Annotated in this window: 18 protein-coding genes and 1 other RNA gene; 7 read left to right on the top strand and 12 right to left on the bottom strand. The window is 40.5% G+C overall.

The genetic code is table 11. The annotated features are described in order from the left end of the window. Positions 1-27: 27 nt before the first annotated feature. Together mscK and acrR are read right to left on the bottom strand one after the other, a co-directional pair. Complete coding sequence (gene mscK / locus WDV74_RS13105) at positions 28-3,411, bottom strand: mechanosensitive channel MscK (RefSeq protein ID WP_338883214.1); 3,384 nt, start codon at positions 3,409-3,411, stop codon at positions 28-30. 330 nt (positions 3,412-3,741) lie between these two features. After that, positions 3,742-4,392, bottom strand: coding sequence for a multidrug efflux transporter transcriptional repressor AcrR (gene acrR, locus WDV74_RS13110; protein ID WP_338883215.1), 651 nt, complete (start codon positions 4,390-4,392; stop codon positions 3,742-3,744). A 142-nt stretch (positions 4,393-4,534) separates the two neighbouring features. On the opposite strand from acrR, the gene WDV74_RS13115 reads away from it, so the two are divergent. From WDV74_RS13115 to WDV74_RS13130, 4 genes are all read left to right on the top strand, one after another. Beyond that, positions 4,535-5,734 carry an efflux RND transporter periplasmic adaptor subunit gene (locus tag WDV74_RS13115; RefSeq protein WP_338883216.1) on the top strand — a complete coding sequence of 400 codons (1,200 nt, stop codon included), beginning with the start codon at positions 4,535-4,537 and terminating at the stop codon, positions 5,732-5,734. 14 nt (positions 5,735-5,748) lie between these two features. Next, positions 5,749-8,898 carry an efflux RND transporter permease subunit gene (locus WDV74_RS13120; RefSeq protein WP_338883217.1) on the top strand — a complete coding sequence of 1,050 codons (3,150 nt, stop codon included), beginning with the start codon at positions 5,749-5,751 and terminating at the stop codon, positions 8,896-8,898. A gap of 622 nt (positions 8,899-9,520) precedes the next feature. Further along, on the top strand, positions 9,521-9,889 hold the full coding sequence (tomB, locus tag WDV74_RS13125; RefSeq protein WP_338883218.1) for an Hha toxicity modulator TomB: 369 nt from the start codon (positions 9,521-9,523) through the stop codon (positions 9,887-9,889). 47 nt (positions 9,890-9,936) lie between these two features. Next, positions 9,937-10,140, top strand: coding sequence for an HHA domain-containing protein (locus tag WDV74_RS13130; RefSeq protein ID WP_047766794.1), 204 nt, complete (start codon positions 9,937-9,939; stop codon positions 10,138-10,140). Positions 10,141-10,227: 87 nt separating this feature from the next. On the opposite strand, the gene ffs is transcribed toward WDV74_RS13130, so the two are convergent. Further along, positions 10,228-10,324, bottom strand: an RNA gene (ffs, locus tag WDV74_RS13135) — signal recognition particle sRNA small type. Between the two features lie 544 nt (positions 10,325-10,868). On the opposite strand from ffs, the gene tesB reads away from it, so the two are divergent. After that, positions 10,869-11,723: an acyl-CoA thioesterase II gene (tesB, locus tag WDV74_RS13140; RefSeq protein ID WP_338883220.1), complete on the top strand. Its 855-nt coding sequence runs from the start codon at positions 10,869-10,871 to the stop codon at positions 11,721-11,723. A 73-nt stretch (positions 11,724-11,796) separates the two neighbouring features. Here the strand turns inward: tesB and amtB are convergent, their stop codons facing one another. From amtB to WDV74_RS13165, 5 genes are all read right to left on the bottom strand, one after another. Next, positions 11,797-13,077, bottom strand: a complete 1,281-nt coding sequence (amtB, locus tag WDV74_RS13145) for an ammonium transporter AmtB (RefSeq protein ID WP_338883221.1) — start codon at positions 13,075-13,077, stop codon at positions 11,797-11,799. 13 nt (positions 13,078-13,090) lie between these two features. Next, complete coding sequence (glnK, locus tag WDV74_RS13150) at positions 13,091-13,429, bottom strand: P-II family nitrogen regulator (protein WP_047766799.1); 339 nt, start codon at positions 13,427-13,429, stop codon at positions 13,091-13,093. Positions 13,430-13,597: 168 nt separating this feature from the next. After that, entirely contained in the window at positions 13,598-15,367 is a 1,770-nt protein-coding gene (locus tag WDV74_RS13155; protein ID WP_338883222.1) for a SmdB family multidrug efflux ABC transporter permease/ATP-binding protein, read from the bottom strand. Next, entirely contained in the window at positions 15,360-17,108 is a 1,749-nt protein-coding gene (locus WDV74_RS13160; RefSeq protein WP_338883223.1) for a SmdA family multidrug ABC transporter permease/ATP-binding protein, read from the bottom strand. The genes WDV74_RS13155 and WDV74_RS13160 overlap by 8 nt, the downstream gene beginning before the upstream one ends. A 57-nt stretch (positions 17,109-17,165) precedes the next feature. Continuing rightward, positions 17,166-17,639 (bottom strand): Lrp/AsnC family transcriptional regulator, encoded by a 474-nt coding sequence (locus tag WDV74_RS13165; RefSeq protein ID WP_338883224.1) that lies wholly within the window; start codon positions 17,637-17,639, stop codon positions 17,166-17,168. Between the two features lie 122 nt (positions 17,640-17,761). Here WDV74_RS13165 and WDV74_RS13170 point away from each other — a divergent pair, with 122 nt between their 5' ends. Both WDV74_RS13170 and queC read left to right on the top strand, forming a co-directional pair. Beyond that, positions 17,762-18,814, top strand: a complete 1,053-nt coding sequence (locus tag WDV74_RS13170; protein WP_338883225.1) for a PLP-dependent cysteine synthase family protein — start codon at positions 17,762-17,764, stop codon at positions 18,812-18,814. Between the two features lie 32 nt (positions 18,815-18,846). Next, positions 18,847-19,545: a 7-cyano-7-deazaguanine synthase QueC gene (gene queC / locus WDV74_RS13175; RefSeq protein WP_338883226.1), complete on the top strand. Its 699-nt coding sequence runs from the start codon at positions 18,847-18,849 to the stop codon at positions 19,543-19,545. A gap of 75 nt (positions 19,546-19,620) precedes the next feature. On the opposite strand, the gene WDV74_RS13180 is transcribed toward queC, so the two are convergent. The 4 genes from WDV74_RS13180 to hupB all read right to left on the bottom strand — a co-directional run bounded on the left by WDV74_RS13180 (position 19,621) and on the right by hupB (position 23,038). Then, a complete protein-coding gene (locus WDV74_RS13180; protein ID WP_338883227.1) occupies positions 19,621-20,028 on the bottom strand; it encodes a thioesterase family protein in 408 nt (135 codons plus the stop codon). A 147-nt stretch (positions 20,029-20,175) separates the two neighbouring features. After that, positions 20,176-20,550, bottom strand: coding sequence for a ComEA family DNA-binding protein (locus WDV74_RS13185; RefSeq protein ID WP_338883228.1), 375 nt, complete (start codon positions 20,548-20,550; stop codon positions 20,176-20,178). A 148-nt stretch (positions 20,551-20,698) separates the two neighbouring features. After that, entirely contained in the window at positions 20,699-22,579 is a 1,881-nt protein-coding gene (gene ppiD, locus WDV74_RS13190) for a peptidylprolyl isomerase (RefSeq protein ID WP_338883229.1), read from the bottom strand. Between the two features lie 174 nt (positions 22,580-22,753). Beyond that, positions 22,754-23,038 carry a nucleoid-associated protein HU-beta gene (gene hupB / locus WDV74_RS13195; RefSeq protein ID WP_338885614.1) on the bottom strand — a complete coding sequence of 95 codons (285 nt, stop codon included), beginning with the start codon at positions 23,036-23,038 and terminating at the stop codon, positions 22,754-22,756. Positions 23,039-23,157 lie beyond the last annotated feature (119 nt).

A 23,157-nucleotide genomic window follows, 5' to 3' on the forward strand; every position in this document is an offset into this window, starting at 1 on the left:
GATTTCGTGTTTCAACGATAAAACAACTTAAAATGGTTTATCACCAGATAAAAATCTTTTATCTGACTGATTGCCTTCATCATTCAATGGATTCTGTACTTCTTGCAAACTATCACCCTGCCGATTGTGTAAGTAAACTTCTAGCTGATTGAATGCAATATTGATGTCGTTTTCCCGACATAATTTATCAATACTGCGGTTAATTTCATCTACAGTACGGCTACGATCACCCAGTTCTCGGACGTAAAGCCTCAACTCGTGATCCAATGTACTGGTGCCAAAATTCATAAAGTAGACTTGTGGCCCTGGCTCACTCATTACGCGGGCATTTTCGCTTGCCGCTTTTAACAAAACCTCTTTAACCTTATCAAGATCAGAGCCGTATGCGACACCAACCTTAATAATAATCCGCGTAATGGTATCGGAAAGCGTCCAGTTAATTAGACGTTCTGTCACAAATGCCCGATTAGGGATAATTACTTCTTTACGGTCAAAATCTGTAATTGTCGTCGCACGAATACGGATTTTGCTAACAGAACCAGAATAAGTTCCTATCGTTACGGTATCGCCAATCCGGACGGGGCGTTCGAACAAAATAATCAATCCCGAAACAAAGTTAGCAAAAATTTCCTGTAAACCGAAACCTAAACCAACCGAAAGCGCCGCCGCTAGCCATTGTAATTTATTCCACGAAACACCCAATGTTCCTAATGCTGTAATTCCGCCAATACCAATGATTAGGTAAGTCAGTGTTGTTTTAATGGCATACGAAGAGCCTTGTTGCAACTGCAAACGGGATAACACCAACACTTCTAGTAAACCTGGTAAGTTTCTCATCATGACCCATGAGATGACTAACATCGCTATTGAAAGTACCAAATCTTTCAAAGTCACGTGATTTAGAACGTTACCAAGTTCCGTTGCAGTACTGTATTGCCACAAATTGATCCCATCAAGATAAGAAAATACCGTCACCAGATCAGACCAGATCCAATAAAATGCACCTAAAAAGATCAAAAACAGCACCATGGTAGTTAAGCGCAATGATTGCTGATTAATGCGATCTAAGTCCATTGGCGGTTCTTCCATCACTTCACCTTCAGCCCCTTCTTTCGTGAGGGACTGACGCCGGGCAACGGCACGCTGATAGGCAATGCGACGCGCTGCAATACCCAATCCTCGCAAACAGGCTTGGTAACTAATATGCCAGAGAAACAGTAAATACAAACTATAGAGCCAACGTTCTGCTAAACGTAAAGTTGTGTAGAAATAACCCGATACCATCAACACCATCATAATCAATGGTGCAAAAGTTAATGTCGTCACTACGATGGTACGGATCATATGTGAGCTTTTTTCACGCCATACATAGCGGCAGAATGGAAAAATAAACAGGAAGACAAATAACAGGCAGACCAATACAGTGCACTGACCAATAACATCATCAGACAGTCGCAAAGGATATTTAGCCCCCAATGTTATCCAGAATAAAATAGGAAATAACGCAATCGACAGACGAACAAGATTTTTGCGGAATAAACGACAAGCTACACTATCTAGAAAAAAATGCTGCTCTCCAATCCCACCTTTCGCAAGGATCTGGTAGCTACAACTATACATAATCCAAAAAAGCGCCAACTGGCGGGAAAACCCCCAAATCAAATCCCCAAAATCATCACCTGATTTCGAATACCAATAACCTATCGCCAATACGATGAAAGCAAATGGTAATGTTTTTATTAATGTCAGTAACAGTGCCAATGGCGTATGTAGTTGGCTGTCACGGCGAAACTGCCCCACTTCGCCTGCTATTTTTTTCAACTGCTCGTTAATACCTTTGGTTTGCCAACGTAAAAACAAGCCAACTAACACAAGAGGAATGACAAAATGGATAGAATTTTTCAGCCCTGTAATCATGCCATGAAAAGTCAAACGAATATCTAAATGACTCAGTTCTTCTTGAATTAGTTCAGGTAAAGATTTCAACCACACTGCATTCATTGGCTTATTACTGTTAACCCAAAAGATTTGTTGGACAAGGGTCTGCTCCAGTGATGCAGAGACATCCAACAATTGCTGCTGATCCATTTGCAAGTTAATAGCATGAGTAATCTGATTTCCCAATTGATTATTAAGCTGCTCTAAAAGATCACAATGAACGTCTAGGATCTGATTGATAGCATTATGTATTTCATCCATTATTTCATTGGATGCATTTTTTATTTGATTACGATTATTACTCAATAATTTATTGACATAGTCATTCCCTTGACAGAATCGATCTCGTTCCTGATTAATTTCAAATTGCTCCAAGCGCAAGTCTGCTATTTTCGTTGATAAATCTTTTGTTAGAACATCCTGCGGTATTTTCATCTGTTCTTGAAACAAGATACGTGATAACAATAAGCTGCCACGTAACACATTAATTTGCTCTTTAAGGTTACGCTCTGATTGGATGGTTCGCTCCAAGAAGTTCTTAACGCGAATACTTTTCTGCGCCAGTTGGTTATTATCACGTGTTGCTGCAATTAACCGTTTACTCAATTCACGGTTATGCTCAATTTCTGCCTGAACTAATGAATTATCTTGGATATGTAAATTTTTACCATCCTTAGTTTGTGCTTCTTTCGCGGTTTCCTCAGAAAGAACCAGCCGTTTTCCACTCATTACGTTTTGAATAAACTGAACATTGCGTTCCAATTGCTCAATTTGGAGAGCTGTATAATCCCGTTGCCGTTGTAAAAGCACTTGTAACTGAGTATTCGCTTGCAGAGATTCTCTTTGATATTCATTTTGCTGAGTCAGAAAAAGTTGTTCTACCTGCAATAACTCTGTCCGGGTAGGACTCGATTCTGACTGCTCAGTCAGTGCATTATTGAGTTGGTTGCGAATCTGTTGCAATCTCTGCATGTTACGGAATAGCGCATTTTGCACGCGTTCTGGTTGAGTTTGCAGCCCAATCAACTGACTGTTGTAGCTAGCAAGATTTTCCTGTGCCTTCTGCAGGTTATACCATGTGTTATTCAGTTTAGATTCGAGCTGCTTTAGAGACAGTGTTTCCAATGTCTGTTTATATGCATCCTGCTGATCGTTATTTTTCAGATTCTCTAATTCAGTCGTAACCTGATGTGATTTTTGTGGCACATTTTGCACATTTTTTCTGAGTAGATCGAAATCCAGCTTCAGTTGTTCTATTTTGTCAAAGAAAGAGAGCGTCTTTTCCAAATCAGCTATCGATACTTTTTCTTCAACAGTATGCTCCTTACGTTCCGTTAGTATCTTAAGCTGATTTTGAATATCACTACGGGTTGGAATATCGCTACCAAAAGCCGCACTTACCGAACAAGAAAAAGGCAACAGAAGAAAAAACAGTATCGTGGAGAAACATATCGCAGAGAGTTTGTTACACAAACTCTCCTTATTGAGTAAAATACCCAAATATCGGTTAACTAAACCATGAACTTATCTACTCATCATTTACTACGCCATCAACCAATGCCAGTTTACTAATTCCTCTATTAGTTCAGACTTTGCACAATTTAACTTCAACATCTTGTACAGTCAAAATTTCCAGCATTTGTTTTAAATTATAGCCTTCTTTAGGCGTTTACCTGGCCAAACCAGCAACCATAGCATTAAACATTAAGCACAATGGATTATCTCAACGTATTAAAAGGATTCAGCCATATGCTGCGACACTGGCAATCATCAGAACGGCTCTCATTGATATTTACGCCGTATTCAAGATGTATTTTCTTTGCCGTTTCGCAAATGATAGCTGTATTTAAGTGTATCGATGAAACTATCCACTAAATGAACAGATTGTTCTTGAAGATTAAAACTGTCCGGTGAGAATGACCAGTTCTCGAATATCCCAGTCATCAATGCTCTTAACATGATGGCAGAACGCTTGAAATCAAGATCATACGGTAGTTCTCCAGATTGAATACAAGCAAGTAGCATTTTTTCAATCTTCTTGTAATCGGAAATGCATATCTCCCTAATCTCTTCTACTAGTGGAGATATTTCTCCAACAAATTCACATTTATGGAAAAAAATTTCCATTAATTGACGAATCTGAGAATCCTCCATCATCATTCTTAACACGGAAATTAATAAATATCTCAAAGCAATAAGTGGATTATCAGGATATTTTGATTGATACTTTTTCTCTAGTTCGTCTATTTTATGCTCTGGCATTCTACAAACAACAGAAAGTAGATCTGTTTTATTTTTAAAGTGCCAGTAAATTGCTCCGCGTGTTACACCTGCGGCAGTTGCGATATCGGATAATGAGGTAGCAGAAACACCACGCTCAGAAAAAATCTTTATCGCAGCATCTATGATTTGCTGACGAGTTTGATTTGCTTGCTGTTTAGTTTTTCGTGCCATTTTAGTGCCATAAACTTTGTTTTTGACTGAGGCTGATTTACATACATTCATGTATGTTTGTACTATAGCATCCATTAACCAACGAAGTAATGATTTCACTTGTTAGATTAACGAATCAACATTGAAAAATTGAGGTTTACTTATGCGAAAGAACAGGGGAGTTTTGCCTCTGGCCACATTACTGGTAATTTCAGGCAGTTTCATTCTTTCAGGATGTAACGACAATAAAAATACACAGCAAGAAGCTGCTGGCCAGCATGTTCCTGAGGTTGGTATTGTAACGCTGAAGGCAGAACCTCTCACTGTCATCACAGAACTACCAGGCCGTACATCAGCTTATCGTGTTGCCGAGGTTCGTCCTCAAGTCGGTGGCATCATACTGAAACGTAACTATAAAGAAGGGAGTGATGTGGTTGCCGGTGAGTCGTTATACCAAATAGATCCAGCAACTTATCAAGCAGAATACAGTAAGGCCAAAGCAAGCTTAGCCAGAGCACAAGCCAATGAGAATGTTTCCCGCTTAACTGTTGAACGTTATCAATCCTTGTTAGGCACACAATACGTGAGTAAGCAGGAATTTGATAAAGCAAATTCAGAATATGCTCAAGCAAAAGCAGATGTGCAATCTGCTCAGGCCGCATTGGAAAATGCCAGAATCAATCTGGCATACACCAAGGTGACCTCCCCTATTTCTGGGCGGGCGGGTAAGTCTACCGTCACAGAAGGAGCATTGGTTTCTGCAGGTCAACCAACAGCCCTGACAATTGTTCAGCAGTTAGATCCTCTCTATGTTGATATTACTCAATCAAGTGACGACTACCTGCGATTCAAAAATGAAATCGCAAAAGGAACTGTTCAAAAAGAGAGCAAAAAAACCAAAATCCGTCTAATCACTGACACCGGACAAGAATACAATCAAGAAGGTTACCTTGAGTTTTCTGACGTAACGGTTGACGAAACAACAGGCTCCATAACTATGCGTGCCGTGTTCCCAAACCCAAATGAAGAATTACTCCCAGGTATGTTTGTTCGCACCAAGTTAGAAGAAGGAGTGCGCAAAAATGCGATTTTGGTTCCTCAGCAAGCTGTTACCAGAACACCTCGTGGTCAAGCAACCGCGCTGATTGTAGATAAAGATAACAAAGTAGAATTACGCAATATCAACGCTACTCAGGCCATTGGTAACAAATGGTTGGTGACAGAAGGTCTGAAAGCTGGAGATAGAGTAATCGTTACAGGATTGCAGAAAATAGCACCGGGAATAACTGTAAAACTAACGGAAACAGATTTAAATGCTAATCCTACGGCTAATCAAGCTGAGTCTGCAAAAAAGTCTCAATAAGGAGTCGATGATTAATGCCTAAGTTTTTTATCGAACGGCCAATTTTTGCATGGGTAATAGCAATTATCACTATGCTATCTGGCCTGCTGGCAATCATGAAATTACCCGTGGAGCAATATCCTGCTATTGCGCCACCTACTATTTCCATTTCAGCAAATTACCCAGGGGCTGACGCGAAAACAGTACAAGATACTGTAACACAGGTTATCGAACAGAATATGAACGGCATCGATAACCTAGTGTACATGTCTTCGAACAGTGATTCTGCGGGACACATGAATATCATGCTAACCTTTGAAGCAGACACAGATCCAGATATCGCGCAAGTTCAAGTCCAAAATAAACTTCAATTGGCAATGCCACTATTGCCTCAAGAAGTTCAACAACAAGGTGTTAATGTTGATAAAACAACCAGCTCATTTTTGATGGTGGCAGGTTTCATCTCTCAAGATGGTACCATGACTCAAGATGACATAGCTGACTATATCGGGGGGAGTGTCAAGGATACCTTAAGCCGTGTTACTGGCGTAGGTGAAACAGAACTCTTTGGTACGCAGTATGCCATGCGCATCTGGCTCAACCCTGACAAACTACTCAACTATAAAATCACCACTCAGGATGTTATTAGTGCAATCAGAGCTCAAAATAATCAGGTTGCTGCCGGACAATTAGGAGGAACACCACCGGTTCCAGGTCAACGTTTGAATGCTTCGATCATCGCACAAACTCGCCTGAATTCGGCAGAAGAATTTGGCAACATTTTGCTACACATGAATCCAGATGGTTCACAAATTCGCTTGCATGATGTCGCTACTATTCAATTAGGCGCTGAAAATTACAGTATCATTGGTCGCTTCAATGGCAAACCAGCATCAGGTATTGGTATCAAACTAGCAACAGGTGCCAACGCCTTGAATACCTCCAAGGCGGTCAAAGAAGCACTGGCTGAGATGCAACCTTTCTTCCCACATGGGTTAACTGTTGTTTATCCCTATGACACCACTCCATTCGTTAAAATTTCCATTTTCGAAGTGGTGAAAACATTGGCAGAAGCCATTCTGTTAGTGTTTATCGTTATGTACCTGTTTTTACAAAACTTTCGAGCAACCTTTATCCCAACAATCGCAGTTCCGGTTGTCCTGCTCGGTACATTTGCCATTCTTGCTGCGTTTGGCTATTCCATCAATACATTGACCATGTTCGCTATGGTACTTGCCATAGGCCTGCTCGTGGATGATGCCATTGTTGTAGTCGAAAATGTCGAACGAATTATGCAAGAAGAGGGGTTATCACCGAAAGAAGCTACCAAAAAATCAATGGGACAGATCCAAGGAGCTTTGGTCGGTATTGCACTGGTACTTTCCGCCGTATTTGTACCAATGGCATTCTTTGGAGGATCAACAGGCGCGATTTACCGCCAATTCTCAATCACGATCGTTTCAGCAATGGTGCTGTCTGTTCTGGTAGCTCTAGTCCTGACTCCGGCACTGTGTGCGACCATGCTAAAACCTGTTGCTAAAGGCAGCCATGGAACTCACACTGGATTCTTTGGCTGGTTTAACCGTCTATTTGAAAAGAGCACACATCATTATACTGATAGTATCGGCCGTATGTTACGTGGTACAGGACGTTACTTGGTAATTTATGTCATGTTGATCGCGGGTATGGCCTGGATATTTAAGAATCTGCCATCGTCTTTCTTGCCAGAAGAAGATCAGGGGGTTTTACTGGCAATAGTTCAATTACCACCTGGCTCTACTCAAGAACAGACACAAAAGGTATTGGATGGAATCAATAATTACTTCTATACCAAAGAAAAAGATGTTGTTAAATCTGTATTTACAGTTAATGGCCTTGGTTTTAGTGGTCAAGGGCAAAATACTGGTCTGGCATTTATCAGCTTAAAAGATTGGAAACTACGTAAGGATTCGAAAGATAAGGTTCCGGCCATTGTTGCTAGAGCAAATGCGAATTTTGCTCAAATCAAGGAAGGTCTCGTCTTTGCGTTCAATATTCCTTCAATTGTGGAATTGGGTTCTGCCAGCGGATTTGACTTCCAGTTGATTGATAAAGGAAATTTGGGGCATGCAGCACTGACAGAAGCACGTAACCAATTGCTTGGTATGGTTGCACAACACCCAGATATGCTGACGAGTGTCCGCCCTAATGGACAAGATGACACACAACAGTATCGTATTTATATCGATAAGGAAAAAGCGGAAGCCCTAGCTGTATCCACGACAAATATCAACTCGACCTTGAGCACAATGTTTGGTGGTGTTTACGTCAATGACTTTATCGACCGCGGTCGAGTCAAAAAAGTCTATATTCAAGCTGATGCTCCTTACCGTATGTTACCAAGCGATATTAGCAAGTTGTATGTTCGTAACTATCATGGGGAAATGGTGCCGTTTTCTGCGTTTATAGATGCATCAAAAGAGCCTTGGATTTATGGTTCACCACGTCTGGAACGCTACAACGGTCTTCCTTCTATGGAAATTGTGGGCGAAGCTGCGCCTGGTCAAAGTACTGGCGATGCAATGGCTTTTATGGAGCAACTCGCATCACAATTACCTTCAGGAATTGGCTATGACTGGACAGGAATGTCTTATCAAGAACGTCTATCTGGTAATCAGGCTCCTGCTCTATATGCACTATCATTAATTGTTGTATTCCTTTGTCTGGCAGCATTATATGAAAGCTGGTCTGTTCCGTTCTCGGTCATGCTAGTCGTCCCTCTAGGGGTTATTGGTGCATTGCTGGCAACATCAATACGTGGACTGGGTAACGACGTTTACTTTAAAGTTGGTTTATTAACAACTATCGGGCTATCTGCGAAAAACGCCATTCTTATCGTCGAGTTCGCCAAGGATTTGATAGAAAAAGAAGGTAAAGGATTGATAGAAGCGACTCTTGAAGCAGCCAGAATGCGTTTGCGCCCAATCCTAATGACTTCTCTCGCCTTTATGCTTGGCGTTATGCCTCTGGTATTGAGTAATGGCGCTGGTTCAGGTGCACAAAATGCCGTAGGAACAGGAGTATTGGGTGGTATGATTGCCGCTACATCGTTAGCAATTTATTTCGTCCCTGTATTTTTCGTTGTCATTAAGCGGCGGTTTACGAAAAAAAATGAGGAACTTGAACATATCTCGACCCCTCATTAAATTCAACTATGTTAAAAAGGCCACTTATGTGGCCTTTTTAATGGATAAAAACGCCTTCGAACAACAAATTACAAGATGACAATATCTGTGTTAAAAATCACCCATAACCTAATTAAAATAAATACTTATGAATGAACAGGTAGGTTTAAAAGACAACACTTTCTATTTTTTTATAATAAACAAAAGTTAACTTGGTAATTTTCCTTGTTTTTCTCTTAATTACATCTTTAATGTTAAAAAGTGTTCCATCTAGATAGTGACATATGTAATAATGACGCTATATTGATTTTGAAAGTCGCAATACAATCACCTATAATGATTGCTGTGCTATTGCTACAGCATCTACTGTATTAGTATAATTTAATATAATCATGGTATATGTAGATATTGCTATCTTTCATAGTAGAATGTTAGCACATATCAGAAACGGAACTTTTTCATAACCAAACGTAAATGGGGCATTGTTAAAAAAAACCTAGTTAGCAAGATATGTAAAATAGGGCGTTAACATTAATAAATAATAATCATGTTTTGATAGGCTCCATTCTAAAATAATGACTATAATAATTAGCATGTATAAGCCTTGGTTCAAATAAGCTGTGCGTCGTTTACGGAGGTGATTATGGATGAATATTCACCAAAAAGACATGATATTGCTGAATTAAAATACTTATGTGAAAATTTAATTCATGAGGCGCTTTCTGTCCTGAATCGCACTGATAATCATTGGATTCTCGACCTAACCTCCGAGAAAAGTTTAGAACTAAACGAATTGATTGAACACATTGCAGCTTTTGTTTGGAACTTTAAAATTAAATATTCAGACAATCACACTCTGAACACCTTAATTGATGGTTATCTAGATGAAACATATAATTTGTTTGGAAGCGATAAGATAAGCTTCCCTGAACTTACAAAATGGCAAAAAACAAACGAACACTTAACTAACGTTCTGTTACATGATTTGAACGCTTCTCTAAGCAAAATCTGATAAATATATTTCTAACTATTTTTTATACCAAATAAGATAAGGCGATTATGACTAAAACTGACTATCTGATGCGTTTAAGAAAATGCACTTCTATTGAAACACTGGAACGTGTAATCGAAAAAAATAAATACGAGCTTTCGGAAGATGAACTCGAATTGTTCTATTCCGCAGCTGATCACCGTTTGGCCGAACTTACCATGAATAAACTCTATGATAAAATTCCATCGTCTGTTTGGAAATTTGTCCGCTAAGCTGTAATGTTCAGATAGAAAGTGACTTGAGCCGGTAGCTATTATCGGCTGACATATAAGCTCATGATGGGCTAGAATTGGTGAGGGCTCTGCCAGCTACATCCCGGCACACGCATCCCTTGCTATGGCTGCTTCTTTCCAGACCTGACCAAGTTAACAAGTTAACGTTGCGGGAGAACCAACAGAGCCCCCATTGATGTTAGCTTCTCAAATTTTGAAGCGGTGGCCATTATCTTTCAAACATGATGAAATAGCAAGAAAACTTCATTTGAATGCTGCTTTATCATCCATAACGTTGTAAAAAACATCAAAACCCTAATGATTTTACTTAACAGAATATCTTTAGCTTTTTTAAATCAAAAATCATAGTAAACAAACAGTAAACAGACTCAATAAACAATAGATATAGTTAATAACTCTAATGAATCATTGTCATATCATATAAAAATCACATAATTTCACAATTTCAACCTCTAAGTTAAATAACAATCTCCCTATCCTTAAAATTTAAAATAACCATACAAATCAAAAGATAAAATTACAAAGAAGCATATTCGCATTATTCGACAATGCATTGATGAGATTAACAGTGATAATTCACATCTAAAATAAAAACTCATGGATAATTTTATTTACAATTTAATCTATTTATTTTCAAATAAATAAAAACTTATTACCCATAATCTTTCATTTATACTTTTCAAATGCTCTAAAAGTAAAGGCATGTTATGAGTCAAGCATTACAAAACTTAATTAACTTGATACATTTAGAAAAAATAGAAGAAGGCATTTACCGAGGACAAAGTGAAGACTTAGGATTTCCTCAAGTTTTCGGTGGGCAAGTCATAGGCCAAGCGCTATATGCAGCAAAACAAACCGTTGCGGATGATAGAATGATCCATTCCTTTCATAGCTATTTTCTACGTCCAGGTGATAGCCATAAGCCCATTGTTTACGATATTGAAGTATTGCGTGATGGAAAAAGTTTCAGTGCCCGCCGCGTTAGCGCAATACAAAATGGTCATCCTATCTTCTACATGACCGTGTCCTTTCAAGGACATGAAGATAGTTTTGAACATCAAAATACTATGCCCTTGGTTCCTTCTCCGGAAGAGTTAGATTCCCAAGAGGAAATGGTAAAAAAAATGGCTAGCTCCCTCCCGGCAAAGTTAAAAAAAGTTTTTTCCACGCCCCCCTTGGAGATGAAATTCGTTCCTCTTAAAAATCTATCTAATCATTCATCCTCAGTCCCTGTGCGTTATATTTGGTTCCGTAGCAACGGAAAAATGCCAGAAGATCCCGTCATTCATCATTGTTTGCTGGGTTATGCGTCAGATTTCAATTTCCTACCCACGGCACTACAACCCCATGGCGTAAAATTCATGGCGGAAAATATGCAAATAGCCACGATTGATCACTCAATGTGGTATCACCGTCCTTTCAATATGGATGACTGGTTACTCTATTCAATCGAAAGCCCATCAGCATCAGGGGCACGTGGTTTTGTCCGTGGGCATATCTATAACCGTGCAGGCGTGCTTATTGCTTCTGCGGTTCAGGAGGGAGTAATTCGTAAGTTATAATGAATTGACACCGTATGCCGTAATCAATTTTTCTGTTATTACGGCATACCTATTTGCAAATAGATAAAAATGCTCAATTATAAGCACTTTCACCATGTGAAGTAATATCAAGCCCCTCTCTTTCTGACTCAAGATTAATACGTAACCCAACCAATTTATCAGCGATCTTAAATGAAATATAAGCCGCTATTGATGACCAAACTATGCAGACCAATATACTAATAGCCTGAATCCCGAGCTGCCTTAACATTGTCATTCCTTCAGTAAATCCTGTTCCACCTAAAGCGGATGCAGTAAAAACACTGGTCAACAAACAACCAACAATGCCGCATACTCCATGTACACCAAACACATCACAAACATCATCAACATGTAGCCATTTCTTCAGTATGACTACTCCCCATAAGCCAGCAATACCTGCAATCAACCCCATCACCAATGCACCACCGATACCCACTGTTGCAGCAGCAGGCGTAATGACTACTAAACCCGAAATACACCCGGAACATGCTCCTAAAAGCGAAGGTTTCTGGCGAAATAGCCACTCACAGAAAACCCATGACAACACGGCTCCCGCCGTTGCTGCCATCGTATTCACTAGGGCCAGCGCCGAAATAGCATTTACTTCACCAGCGGATCCCACATTAAAACCAAACCACCCAATATAAAGGATCGCTGTTCCAATAAAGGTCATTGGTAGGTTATGAGGTTTAAATGCTTCCCGCCCAAAACCTGAGCGCTTCCCAAGTAAATAAGCACCAACTAAACCTGCTGCTGCCGCATTAATATGAACAACAGTCCCACCAGCAAAATCCAAGGCTCCATCCTGAGCCAGCCAGCCGCCACCCCACACCATATGTGCCATAGGAATATAAGATGCGGTCAGCCATAACACACTAAAAATCAGCAATGCAGAAAAACGAATTCTTTCACATAACGCACCTACCACCAAAGCAACCGTAATACACGCAAATGCACCTTGGAAAACAACATGAATTAACTGATAAAAACTACCAGTTAGATCAGTTATGGATATATTTTTTAACATAACCTGACTAAACCCTCCCCAAAAAGCGTTACCCGTCTCAAAGGTCATGCTGTATCCATAAATAATCCAAAGCACACACACCAATGAAAAACTGACAATCACCTGTGACATTAGTGACAACACATTTTTGCTGCGTAGTAATCCCCCATAAAATAAGGCAATGCCCGGTATTGTCATAAAAAGTACAAGTATCGTATTGATTAACATAAAGACCGTGTCTGCTTTATTGGGATTACTTTCCGCAGCAATCGCAAACGAAGGAAAACTGGCTGCAATACACGCTATGGATAAAAATTTATTCTTCATTTTCCCCTCCCATTTACAGTGCTGCATCATTCGTTTCACCCGTCCTGATCCGGACGGCATGCTGCAATTCAAAAAGAAAGATTTTTCCATCCCCCATTTTTCCGGTGAAAGCCGTCTGCTGAACAACATGGATAATTTCTTCAACCCGTTCATCATTGGTAGCAATATCAATCTTAACTTTGGGCAAAAAATTAACGTTGTATTCAGCACCCCGATAAAGTTCGGAATGGCCTTTTTGACGTCCAAATCCCTTTACTTCTGTTATAGTCATACCTTGTATACCTATATCAGCAAGTGCTTCCCGCACTTCCTCCAGCTTAAATGGCTTTATGATGATGGTGATAAGTTTCATATTTCCCCCGTTTTTCACTACGTTGGTACAAGGAAATATTTGCAAGGGATATGCCAAAAGTTAAAAACGATGTGTAATCAGTCTGTTATCGAAAAACATCTTTAAAGAAGGAATAAAAAAGGGAACAGAAAATACATCTGCTCCCCCTGTACTGCCTAAATATGCACGCTAAACGTGCACTGATTCATTCAACGTCTCACCAACTTGCTGAAGTTGGTACATTTGATAATAGCGTCCACGTTTTTCCAATAGCTGTTGATGCTGACCTTGCTCAACAATTGCACCACGATGTAGCACTAATATGGAATCAGCGTCAGTAATGGTTGAAAGACGATGAGCAATCACCACCAATGTCGTCTGTTTGCGGATCATTCTCAATGCTTTCTGTACTGATTGTTCTGTCCCAGAATCGATATTCGCGGTTGCTTCATCCAAAATAAGGATCTGGGGCGTTTGCACTAAAACTCTAGCCATTGCTAACAACTGTTTTTGGCCGGCTGAAAGTGTATTCCCTTGTTCTCCCAAAACGAAATTCAGACCATCGGGTAAATGACGAACAAAGTCAGCTAATTGAACTAATTCTAGTACTTCCCATATTTTCTCTTCGCTGATATCCCGCCCTAGCGTGATATTGTTGAGGAATGACGCGGCCAAAACAACAGGATCTTGCTGCACCATTGCCACTCCATTACGCAGCACTGAATGAGAAAGCGAAGATATGGAACGCCTGTCAAGATAGATCTCACCGTCTTGCCACGGATAGTACCCCATAATCAAATTAGCCAAAGTGCTTTTTCCACTCCCTGTATGCCCAACCAAGGCCACAAACCCATGTGGAGGAACATGCAAGTTAATATCGCTTAAGACAAGTTTGTCATCGCGATACGCAAAATTTAAGTTTTCAATATCAATTCTGCCACTTTCTAACGCCCGCAGATCATTGCCATATTGCTGTTGTGGACTATCCATCAATTCGAAAACACGTTCTCCTGACACCACCGCTTGCTGCAATACTGATTGCTGTGAAGTTAACTCAATCAGTGGCTCATTTAATCGCCCAAGATAATTAATAAAGGCATACAGTACACCAACGCCAATAACCTCAGTGCCTTTGATACCAAACAATAAGAGCAAACCACACAATATTGCGGCAGAAAAGAAACTCAATAATGGCCTTAATAAGATGCCATCTAACCGTAAAGCCTGCATACGAGCCTGATAATGTGCTCGGTTGGTAGACAACATTTTCTCGCCAAAACGAGCTTGCTGACGAAACTGCTGAATCACACTCATTCCATTAATGGCTTCATTGAAACCATCATTAATGTCAGCCAGATAACCGCGAACCCGCCTAATTATTGGGGTACTAAGACGCTGATAGATCACCATGACAAGAAAAACTGCCGGAAATATTACAATCGCAACACATGCCATACGCCAATCTAAAACAAACATGGCTATCAGCATAGCACCAATTAGTGCAACACAGCGAAATACCATTGGAATCACATTAACAAACAGATCCTTAATGACTTCAGTATCATTTGTTACGCGGGATATCAGTTGTCCAACGGGTTGATTATCAAAAGCGCTTAATGGTTGACGTAATGCTGAATCCATCACATCAGTACGAAGTTTCTGCACCACGCCCACGGATGCTTGATTAAAAAGTAATGTTTGATAGTAGTGTAAAGCGGCAGCAATAAACTGCAAAATCAAGAACATTGTGGCAAGCCCACCGACAATATCGAGCGGTAAGTTTCCCGTTGCAACCATATTGTCGATAAAATAGCTCACAAGCAGAGGTCCGCTTACCTCTGCCAATGCAGCAATCCACAACATCAATACAGCAATGAGCATCGGTTTGCGGTAGTTTTTGCCGTAAGAAAGCAAGCGCTTTAATGACGGCCATAGCTTACCTATATGAGTTTTAGTCATTTTCTCCACCCAATGCAGCTTCTAGTTGTTGGTAATGATACATATCGGAATACCAACCTGATTGGGTGATAAGCTGTTTATGCTGGCCGTGTTGTATAACTGAGCCATGTTGCATAACCAAAATATTATCGGCTTCCGTTAATGCCGACAGCCGATGCGCACTGATAATAACAGTGCGCTGTTGCCGCCATTGGCTAAGATTTTTCATAATCTGGTGTTCCGTGTGACCATCAACGGCTGATAGGGCATCATCAAGGATTAAAATCTCCGTCTCTAACAACAAGGCCCTAGCAATGGATATACGCTGTTTTTGTCCCCCGGAAAGCATCACACCGCGTTCTCCAACTTCCGTTTGATAACCTTGAGGTAATCGCAAAATATCATCATGTACACTTGCTAAACGAGCGACTTCTTCTATTTGCTCTTGGGTTGCATCAGGTCGCCCCAACGCAATATTACCTGCAACCGTATCCGAAAACAGGAAAGGAGTTTGATTGACAATAGCCAATCGTGAACGCCACTCTTCTATTCGAAGCGCCGAGATATTTTTTGACTGGAAAAGAATAGTTCCATCGGTTACATCAAACTGCCGTTGTAACAATGCCAATAAAGTACTTTTCCCTGCCCCCGTTGATCCACAAAGCCCCAATAACTGACCAGGTTCTAGTTGGAAATGGATATTTTCCAAAACAGGTTTATCACTTTGGGGATAGGTAAATGTGTTGATATTTGCCTGCAAACTCCCTCGCTCTGAAGACAAAGACAACACACCATCTTCGGTTACCAAAGGTTCCTGCAACAAACTGCGGATACGTGTATAAGCAGCACTTCCTCTCTCAACAATGTTGAACATCCACGCCAACGCCAACATAGGCCAGATCATCAATCCCAGATACATGACAAAACTGGTCAGTTCACCAAGGGTCATGGAACCATTCACCACCATCCAACTCCCTCCGCCGACCGCTAAGAGGTTTGCAACAGTAATAGCAATGAAAATGGTAGGGTCAAAACGCGCATCTACACGCGCAACATGCATATTCTTACGCCCAGCTTCAATAGCAACTTCTTCGAACTGATTAGATTGCAGTTTTTCCAATCCAAACGCTTTTATCATGCGGATACTCGTCAAACTTTCCTGCGCATGGTTATTCAATACAGAGAATGCGCCTTGCGCAGATTTAAAACGATGATGAAGCTGATCACCATAATGCTTAATCGCCAAGGCCATAATGGGCATCGGCGCGAGGGATAACAAAGTTAATTGCCAACTGATCTCCACGCTCATGACAATGAGGACAGAGCACCCCATGACTAAAGCATCAACCAAAGTCAGGACTCCCTCACCTGCGGCAAAAACAACTCTGTCAACATCATTTGTTGCGCGCGCCATGAGATCGCCTGTTCTGTGACGCAAATAAAACTCAGGGTTCTGACTACTCAGGCGCTTGTAGAAGTCACCACGCAGCTTAACAGCTAGCCGATAAGAAGCACCGAATAGCCATACACGCCAAACATATCGCAGGCCATAGATAACCAAAGCAATGAACAGCATTAACCCCAGCAACATGAAGAGCTGACGAAAAGTCATTGTTTTTGTGCTAATGCCATCAACGATAATCCCAACTAAGTAGGGAGGAATGAGTTGCAGCACCGCAATCAAAACGAGAAAAATGACAGCTCCCAGATAACGCCGCCATTCACGAATAAAATACCAGCTTAATTGTGAAAATAATCTCACACACCTATTCCCAAGGTAAAAAATGAAAGAGTTAGCACCTACCGACCAAAGGGATCTTTATGATGTTATTGAATCTGGTATTGGCAGCGCCGTTGTATATTTGATCTTTTCCATGGCAAAGTTAGAAGTCACATCAATCAAACCAGAAACCCCATTTACCATACGTTTGTAGAAATGATCATAACTCTTCATATCAACAACTTCTATATGCATCAGGTAATCATATTCACCCGCCATGCGATAAAATGTTAAGACTTCTGGCATCTCTTTTATAAAGCTGACAAACTGTTCATACCACTCACTGCTATGTTGCTGGGTTTTAATCATCACTATCACTGTCAAACCCAGACCGAGTTTTTCCCCATTTAACAAGGCAACCCTGCCAACAATATAACCTTCATCTTCAAGTCGCTTAAGGCGCTTCCAGCAAGGTGTCGAAGTCAAATTAACGGCTTCAGCCAGTGCGTTCAAGGATAGACTACAATCCTGTTGGAGCAGTTCCAGTAGCTTACGGTCTATTTTATCTAACATATCTATATCCTATAGAAATATTTCCCAAATATAACGGATAATTACAGAAAAATAACAACCTATTTCTCCAAACGTAAGAGTAATCTATATGCCACTACAGTATTATTATTTAGGGTCAATTTATGTCGTCTTTATGGGCTAAAAATGCCATAAAAGCTATCCAAGCTGATTATCAACGCAGCGCTGATACACATCTCATTCGCCTGAATCTCCCAATGTTTCCGGGTATTCATCTTTATCTCAAAGATGAGAGCACTCATCCCACCGGTAGCCTCAAACATCGGCTTGCACGTTCCCTATTCCTGTATGCACTCACGAATGGTTGGATCCAGGAAGGAACACCTATTATTGAAGCTTCATCTGGAAGTACCGCTGTTTCGGAAGCTTATTTTGCCCGCTTACTGGGTTTACCATTTATTGCAGTTATGCCTTTCTGTACTGCTAAACGCAAAATTCAAGAGATTGAGTTCTATGGTGGTAAATGCCATTTTGTAGAGCATTCTGCCTTGATTTATCAAGAATCAGAGCGCCTGGCAAAAGAGCTTAATGGCCATTACATGGATCAGTTTACCTATGCCGAACGAGCAACTGACTGGCGAGGAAACAATAATATTGCAGAAAGTATTTTCCGCCAGATGCAACTAGAGCCCTTTCCTGAACCAACTTACATCGTTATGAGTGCAGGAACGGGTGGCTCATCTGCGACACTTGGTCGTTATATCCGCTACCAAGGATATGACACTAAACTCATTGTTGTCGATCCAGAGAACTCCGTCTTCTACGATTGCTACCACCAGAACCGCCATGATATTTGCAGAGGTACGGGCAGTAAAATAGAAGGAATTGGCCGTCCACGCGCAGAACCTTCTTTTATTCCTACGGTTATCGATGACATGATCCAAGTTCCCGATCTTGCCACAATGGCTACCATTTATTGGCTTGAAAAACTCATTGGTAGAAAAACGGGAGCCTCAACAGGGACTAACGTCTGGGGAGCTTTACAACTCGCCAAGCAGATGCACGATAACAACCAACAAGGGGCAATCGTGACATTACTCTGTGACAGTGGGGAGCGCTACCTTGATACTTATTACAACCCAGAGTGGGTTCGCAATAATATCGGGGATATCACACAGTATCTAACACAACTACCCAAGTTAAACGGTTATGAGTAACATATCTCCTTCAATTTATTGAGGTAAATATCATGAAACGAGCCGTTGTTGTATTCAGTGGTGGACAGGATTCCACCACTTGTTTAATTCAGGCACTCCACCAATATGACGAAGTTCACTGTGTCACCTTTGATTATGGACAGCGTCATCGTGCTGAAATTGATGTAGCTTGTCGTATAAGCAAAGAATTGGGTGCTGCCGCCCACAAAGTACTTGATGTGACTTTATTGAACGAGCTCGCAATCAGTAGCCTAACAAGAGACAATATTCCCGTACCCGATTTCTGTGAAAGTGAAAAAAGTGGCCTCCCAAGTACTTTTGTACCTGGCCGTAATATATTGTTTTTAACTCTGGCAGCAATTTATGCTTATCAGGTTGAAGCTGAAGTCGTTATTACTGGCGTTTGTGAAACAGATTTTTCGGGCTATCCAGATTGCCGTGATGAATTTGTCAAAGCCCTTAATAAAGCAGTTAGCCTTGGTATCGCTCGTGATATTCGTTTCGAAACTCCTCTGATGTGGTTAAACAAGGCGGAGACTTGGGCATTGGCAGATTATTATCAAAAATTAGATTTTGTTCGCAATAGAACCCTTACATGCTACAACGGTATCCAAGGTGACGGATGCGGTGAATGCGCTGCCTGCCACCTCAGAGCTAAAGGATTAAATGATTATTTAAGCAATACCCAAGCCACGATGTTAGATATGAAATCCAAAACACATCTCAGTTAGTCAAAACATTTTATTTCATTAATATTATCCATGAGAGGTTCCCCGAGCCTCTCATTCCACATTTTTGTCTTATCGTTATTCGGCATTGTTTTTATAAAATTCCATTTTTTCTCGTAATTCGCCTTCTAAAACTAACGCTTTTTGCGTTTTCAAATCAATACAAGCAAATGTAGTTAAAGCATCTACAATAATTTGGTTATCACTTCTACGTATAATTTCCTGGAAAAATGTACCGCTTTTGTTACGTAACTCTCGCATCGAAGATTTCACTTCAAGTTCATCTGTAATCATGGCTGGATGGCGATAATTAATATTGATATTCACCACAACAAAACCAATATTCTTACGATTTAACCATTCCAACGTGTTATTTTCAGTAAGTAAATCCCAGCGAGCGGCTTCCATAAATTCCAAATAACGAGCATTATTCACATGCTGAAAAATATCAATATGGTAACCTCTGACTTTGATAATTGTGCTCATTGCTATTTTCCCCCCACACTCATCCGACCAGATAAAATGTAACAATAGCAAAACAATTCAATTACAATAGTATTTAATCAATTATTCTTGATCGATATCACAGCCCTCTTGATTAAATGACTGGCAATACACAAGAGGGCACCACATTTAGTAAGTCAATTTATCTCTATTTTTTTCTATAAAAATCGGACCAATACCTTGTACTTCCTGTAATTGTTCTATTGCTGTAAAAGGACCATATTTTTCACGATATTCAATGATCGCCTGTGCTTTTTTAGTGCCAATCCCATTGAGTTCTTTCGCTAACTCTTCAGCATTGGCTGTATTAATATTAATTCCTTCTTTTCCCTGTATCTGCTGGCCTGAAACTTGCTCTCCCCCTTCTTTCACCTTACCGTTTTCAACGGTGGTTTTAACAGGTTGTTTCACAGTAGACTCATTAACGGTATCGGCATGGGTTAATGGTATGCTGATACACAATGCCATCATGAGTGAATTAAATAATATCCTTAAATTTTTCATGTAAATCTCTCCATGTTTTGTTGGTGAAAGAGAGATTGCCACAACGATATTTCCAGGCAACAGGCAAAGTTTAGATATGCGAAAGGCCACGAAAGTGGCCTTTTTCAATTACTATTTTGCAAAAACAGATGCGAGTAACTTCGCAAGTTTATTCAAGTTGACCGAATTTAATATCCGCATCATCACGTAAATTCATTATTAGTGACTCCAGCATGATATTGCCGGTCTGATACTGATAACCCGCCATATATTGTTTGAGCAGATCATCTGTAACAGTTCCAAGAACAACTTTATCCAATTGGATAAGCACAGCGTTACCAAGTTCATCTTGAGCTAATCCATATACTGGCTTACCCTCTTTAGGATGAGGTAAAGTGAATGCCACATCGGTAGCCTGATTAGTTTGTGGCAGATGTTTTATCACGGTAGGTTGCTCGAACTGAATTCCCGCGGTTTTCAACGCTTGCTCACCTTTGCCTTCTTTCAGGGCAGCCAGTAGTTTTTCACTTTCAACCTGAATTTGTTTTTCTGCTTTCTGGCGTTTCACCAATTCAGTAACTTCAGGTTTAGCCTGTTCAAACGATTGGACTGTCTCAGGCTTAACACTATCAACACGCAGAATAAAAGCCCTATCGCCTTCAACCGAAATGACATCAGAGTTAATGCCTGTCGCGCCTTTATCATCAATCAAGTTACCAGAGAAAATAGCCTGAACAACTTGGTTGAAATTAATATCAGCGGGAACATGATCGCGATCAAACCAGTCCGTAGTCACAGCTTGATAACCAGCCGCTTTTTCTGCAGCCTCTAAAGACTCATTATCATTAGCGGCAGCATCACTCACTTTCCGTTGTAATGCATAGAAAGCATCAACCGCTTTTTCCTGCTTAACAATTTTTTCTATTTCCGAACGTACATCCGCCAAAGGTTTGACTTCCTGAGGTTTAATATCATCTAAACGGAAAATGGCATATCCATTAGACAATTTGACCACATCGGAAAGTTGCCCTTTCTGAGTCAAATTCGCTGATTTGAGCTCCTTAGGCTGAGAACTTTCTTCCATCCACCCCAAATCTCCCCCTTTTTGAGCAGAAAATTTGTCAGTCGATTTTTCTGACGCCAATTGGCTAAAATCAGCCCCTTTCTTTAACTCATCCAAAACCGATTTAGCGGCAGAGTCTGAATCCTGTTGAATAAAACTATACTTCTTCTGTTCAGGTTTAGTGTATTTTACCAAGTTGCTTTTATAATATTTCTCAATATCAACATCAGATACAGTGACATTTTCCAGTTCGTTAGCAGCATCCATTTTGATATAACTGACTTTCACTTTTTCTGGCACAGTGAAATGCTGACTATTTGTGTCATAGTATTTTTTCAGCTCTTCATCGGTAACTGTTTGCTTCTCTTCAATTGACTTCAATTCAAGAGTCGCAAAACGCACTGTCCTTTCTTGCAGAAGTAATGCCACTTCCCGTTTTATTTCTGACGGTAATGCAATTTCCGCATCTATAACAACTTGCTTCAATTGACGATTAATCAGTTCCTGACGAACCTGTTCCGCAAAACTATCAGGACTGATGTTTGAATGGGCAAGCCAGTTTAAATACTCCTGATATTTTTTATTATCAAATTGGCCGTCAGTCTGGAGAAACGGTAGATTACGTATCTCTTGTGCAACCTGATTATCGCTTGCTGATAAACCCAGCTTACGGGCATATTGTTCAATCAAAGTAGCATTGATAAGTCTTTCCAATGATTGGCGCCGAAGCTGCTGTAGCATCTGTTCATTGCTTAACAAAGTTGAGAATTCATCTCCCAGCTTCTCCTGCTGAGCATTTTTTTCTTGCAAAAATGCCTGCTCTAGCTGAGCACGACTAATGGTTTGGCCATTCACTTTGGCAGCATAATTACCCCCTTCGCTTGACAAGTAACCCGTTACACCCGTCACCAAGAAAGTCAGGATAATTAGAGCCAACACAATTTTGAGCACAGGACCGTTCGCCGCCGTGCGTAGGTTGTCCATCATAAAGACGTAAAACTCCGCTTTAGTGAAAAAGAAACTGTCATATTACGACAATTCAAACGCTAAGAGAAAAAAAGCGCACCAATCAATTGATGCGCTTATATTCTAGCCTATCAATACGACCTAGTCAGTTGAAGTTTATTGCAATAACAAAAACTAAGGCCTGTTTTTTGCTCATTAATCATTAACAGCGTCTTTCAAACCCTTTCCAGCCCGGAAAGAAGGTAATTTCGCTGCTGCGATCTTGATTTCTTTGCCTGTTTGAGGGTTACGCCCTATACGCGCAGAACGCTTACGCACAGTAAACGTACCGAACCCTACTAAAGCGACATCATCACCGTTTTTCAATGTACTAGATACGGAAGAAATGAATGCATCTACTACACGTCCAGCTGCTACCTTAGAAATATTGACATCAGCCGCAATTTTGTCGATCAGTTGTGACTTATTCACTCTTATCATCCCCATTTTAGTATTACCATCGTAACGGAACCAACTTACAACGGATAACACGACAGTTCTACTGCCATATCAATCCTTTTCCAGTATTAGCAAGAAATCATGGAACGGCAAAAAATTTA

The sequence above is a fragment of the Xenorhabdus sp. TH1 genome (assembly GCF_037260955.1).
Taxonomy (GTDB): Bacteria; Pseudomonadota; Gammaproteobacteria; order Enterobacterales; family Enterobacteriaceae; genus Xenorhabdus; species Xenorhabdus griffiniae.

Coding starts and splice junctions, on each gene's coding strand:
- tesB (WP_338883220.1), top strand. CDS start 10,869: ATGAGTCAAGCATTACAAAACTTAATTAACTTGATACATTTAGAAAAA.
- WDV74_RS13155 (WP_338883222.1), bottom strand. CDS start 15,367: ATGACTAAAACTCATATAGGTAAGCTATGGCCGTCATTAAAGCGCTTG.
- WDV74_RS13180 (WP_338883227.1), bottom strand. CDS start 20,028: ATGAGCACAATTATCAAAGTCAGAGGTTACCATATTGATATTTTTCAG.
- WDV74_RS13185 (WP_338883228.1), bottom strand. CDS start 20,550: ATGAAAAATTTAAGGATATTATTTAATTCACTCATGATGGCATTGTGT.
- WDV74_RS13115 (WP_338883216.1), top strand. CDS start 4,535: ATGCGAAAGAACAGGGGAGTTTTGCCTCTGGCCACATTACTGGTAATT.
- WDV74_RS13170 (WP_338883225.1), top strand. CDS start 17,762: ATGTCGTCTTTATGGGCTAAAAATGCCATAAAAGCTATCCAAGCTGAT.
- amtB (WP_338883221.1), bottom strand. CDS start 13,077: ATGAAGAATAAATTTTTATCCATAGCGTGTATTGCAGCCAGTTTTCCT.
- acrR (WP_338883215.1), bottom strand. CDS start 4,392: ATGGCACGAAAAACTAAACAGCAAGCAAATCAAACTCGTCAGCAAATC.
- glnK (WP_047766799.1), bottom strand. CDS start 13,429: ATGAAACTTATCACCATCATCATAAAGCCATTTAAGCTGGAGGAAGTG.
- WDV74_RS13165 (WP_338883224.1), bottom strand. CDS start 17,639: ATGTTAGATAAAATAGACCGTAAGCTACTGGAACTGCTCCAACAGGAT.
- hupB (WP_338885614.1), bottom strand. CDS start 23,038: ATGATAAGAGTGAATAAGTCACAACTGATCGACAAAATTGCGGCTGAT.
- ppiD (WP_338883229.1), bottom strand. CDS start 22,579: ATGATGGACAACCTACGCACGGCGGCGAACGGTCCTGTGCTCAAAATT.
- queC (WP_338883226.1), top strand. CDS start 18,847: ATGAAACGAGCCGTTGTTGTATTCAGTGGTGGACAGGATTCCACCACT.
- WDV74_RS13130 (WP_047766794.1), top strand. CDS start 9,937: ATGACTAAAACTGACTATCTGATGCGTTTAAGAAAATGCACTTCTATT.
- WDV74_RS13120 (WP_338883217.1), top strand. CDS start 5,749: ATGCCTAAGTTTTTTATCGAACGGCCAATTTTTGCATGGGTAATAGCA.
- tomB (WP_338883218.1), top strand. CDS start 9,521: ATGGATGAATATTCACCAAAAAGACATGATATTGCTGAATTAAAATAC.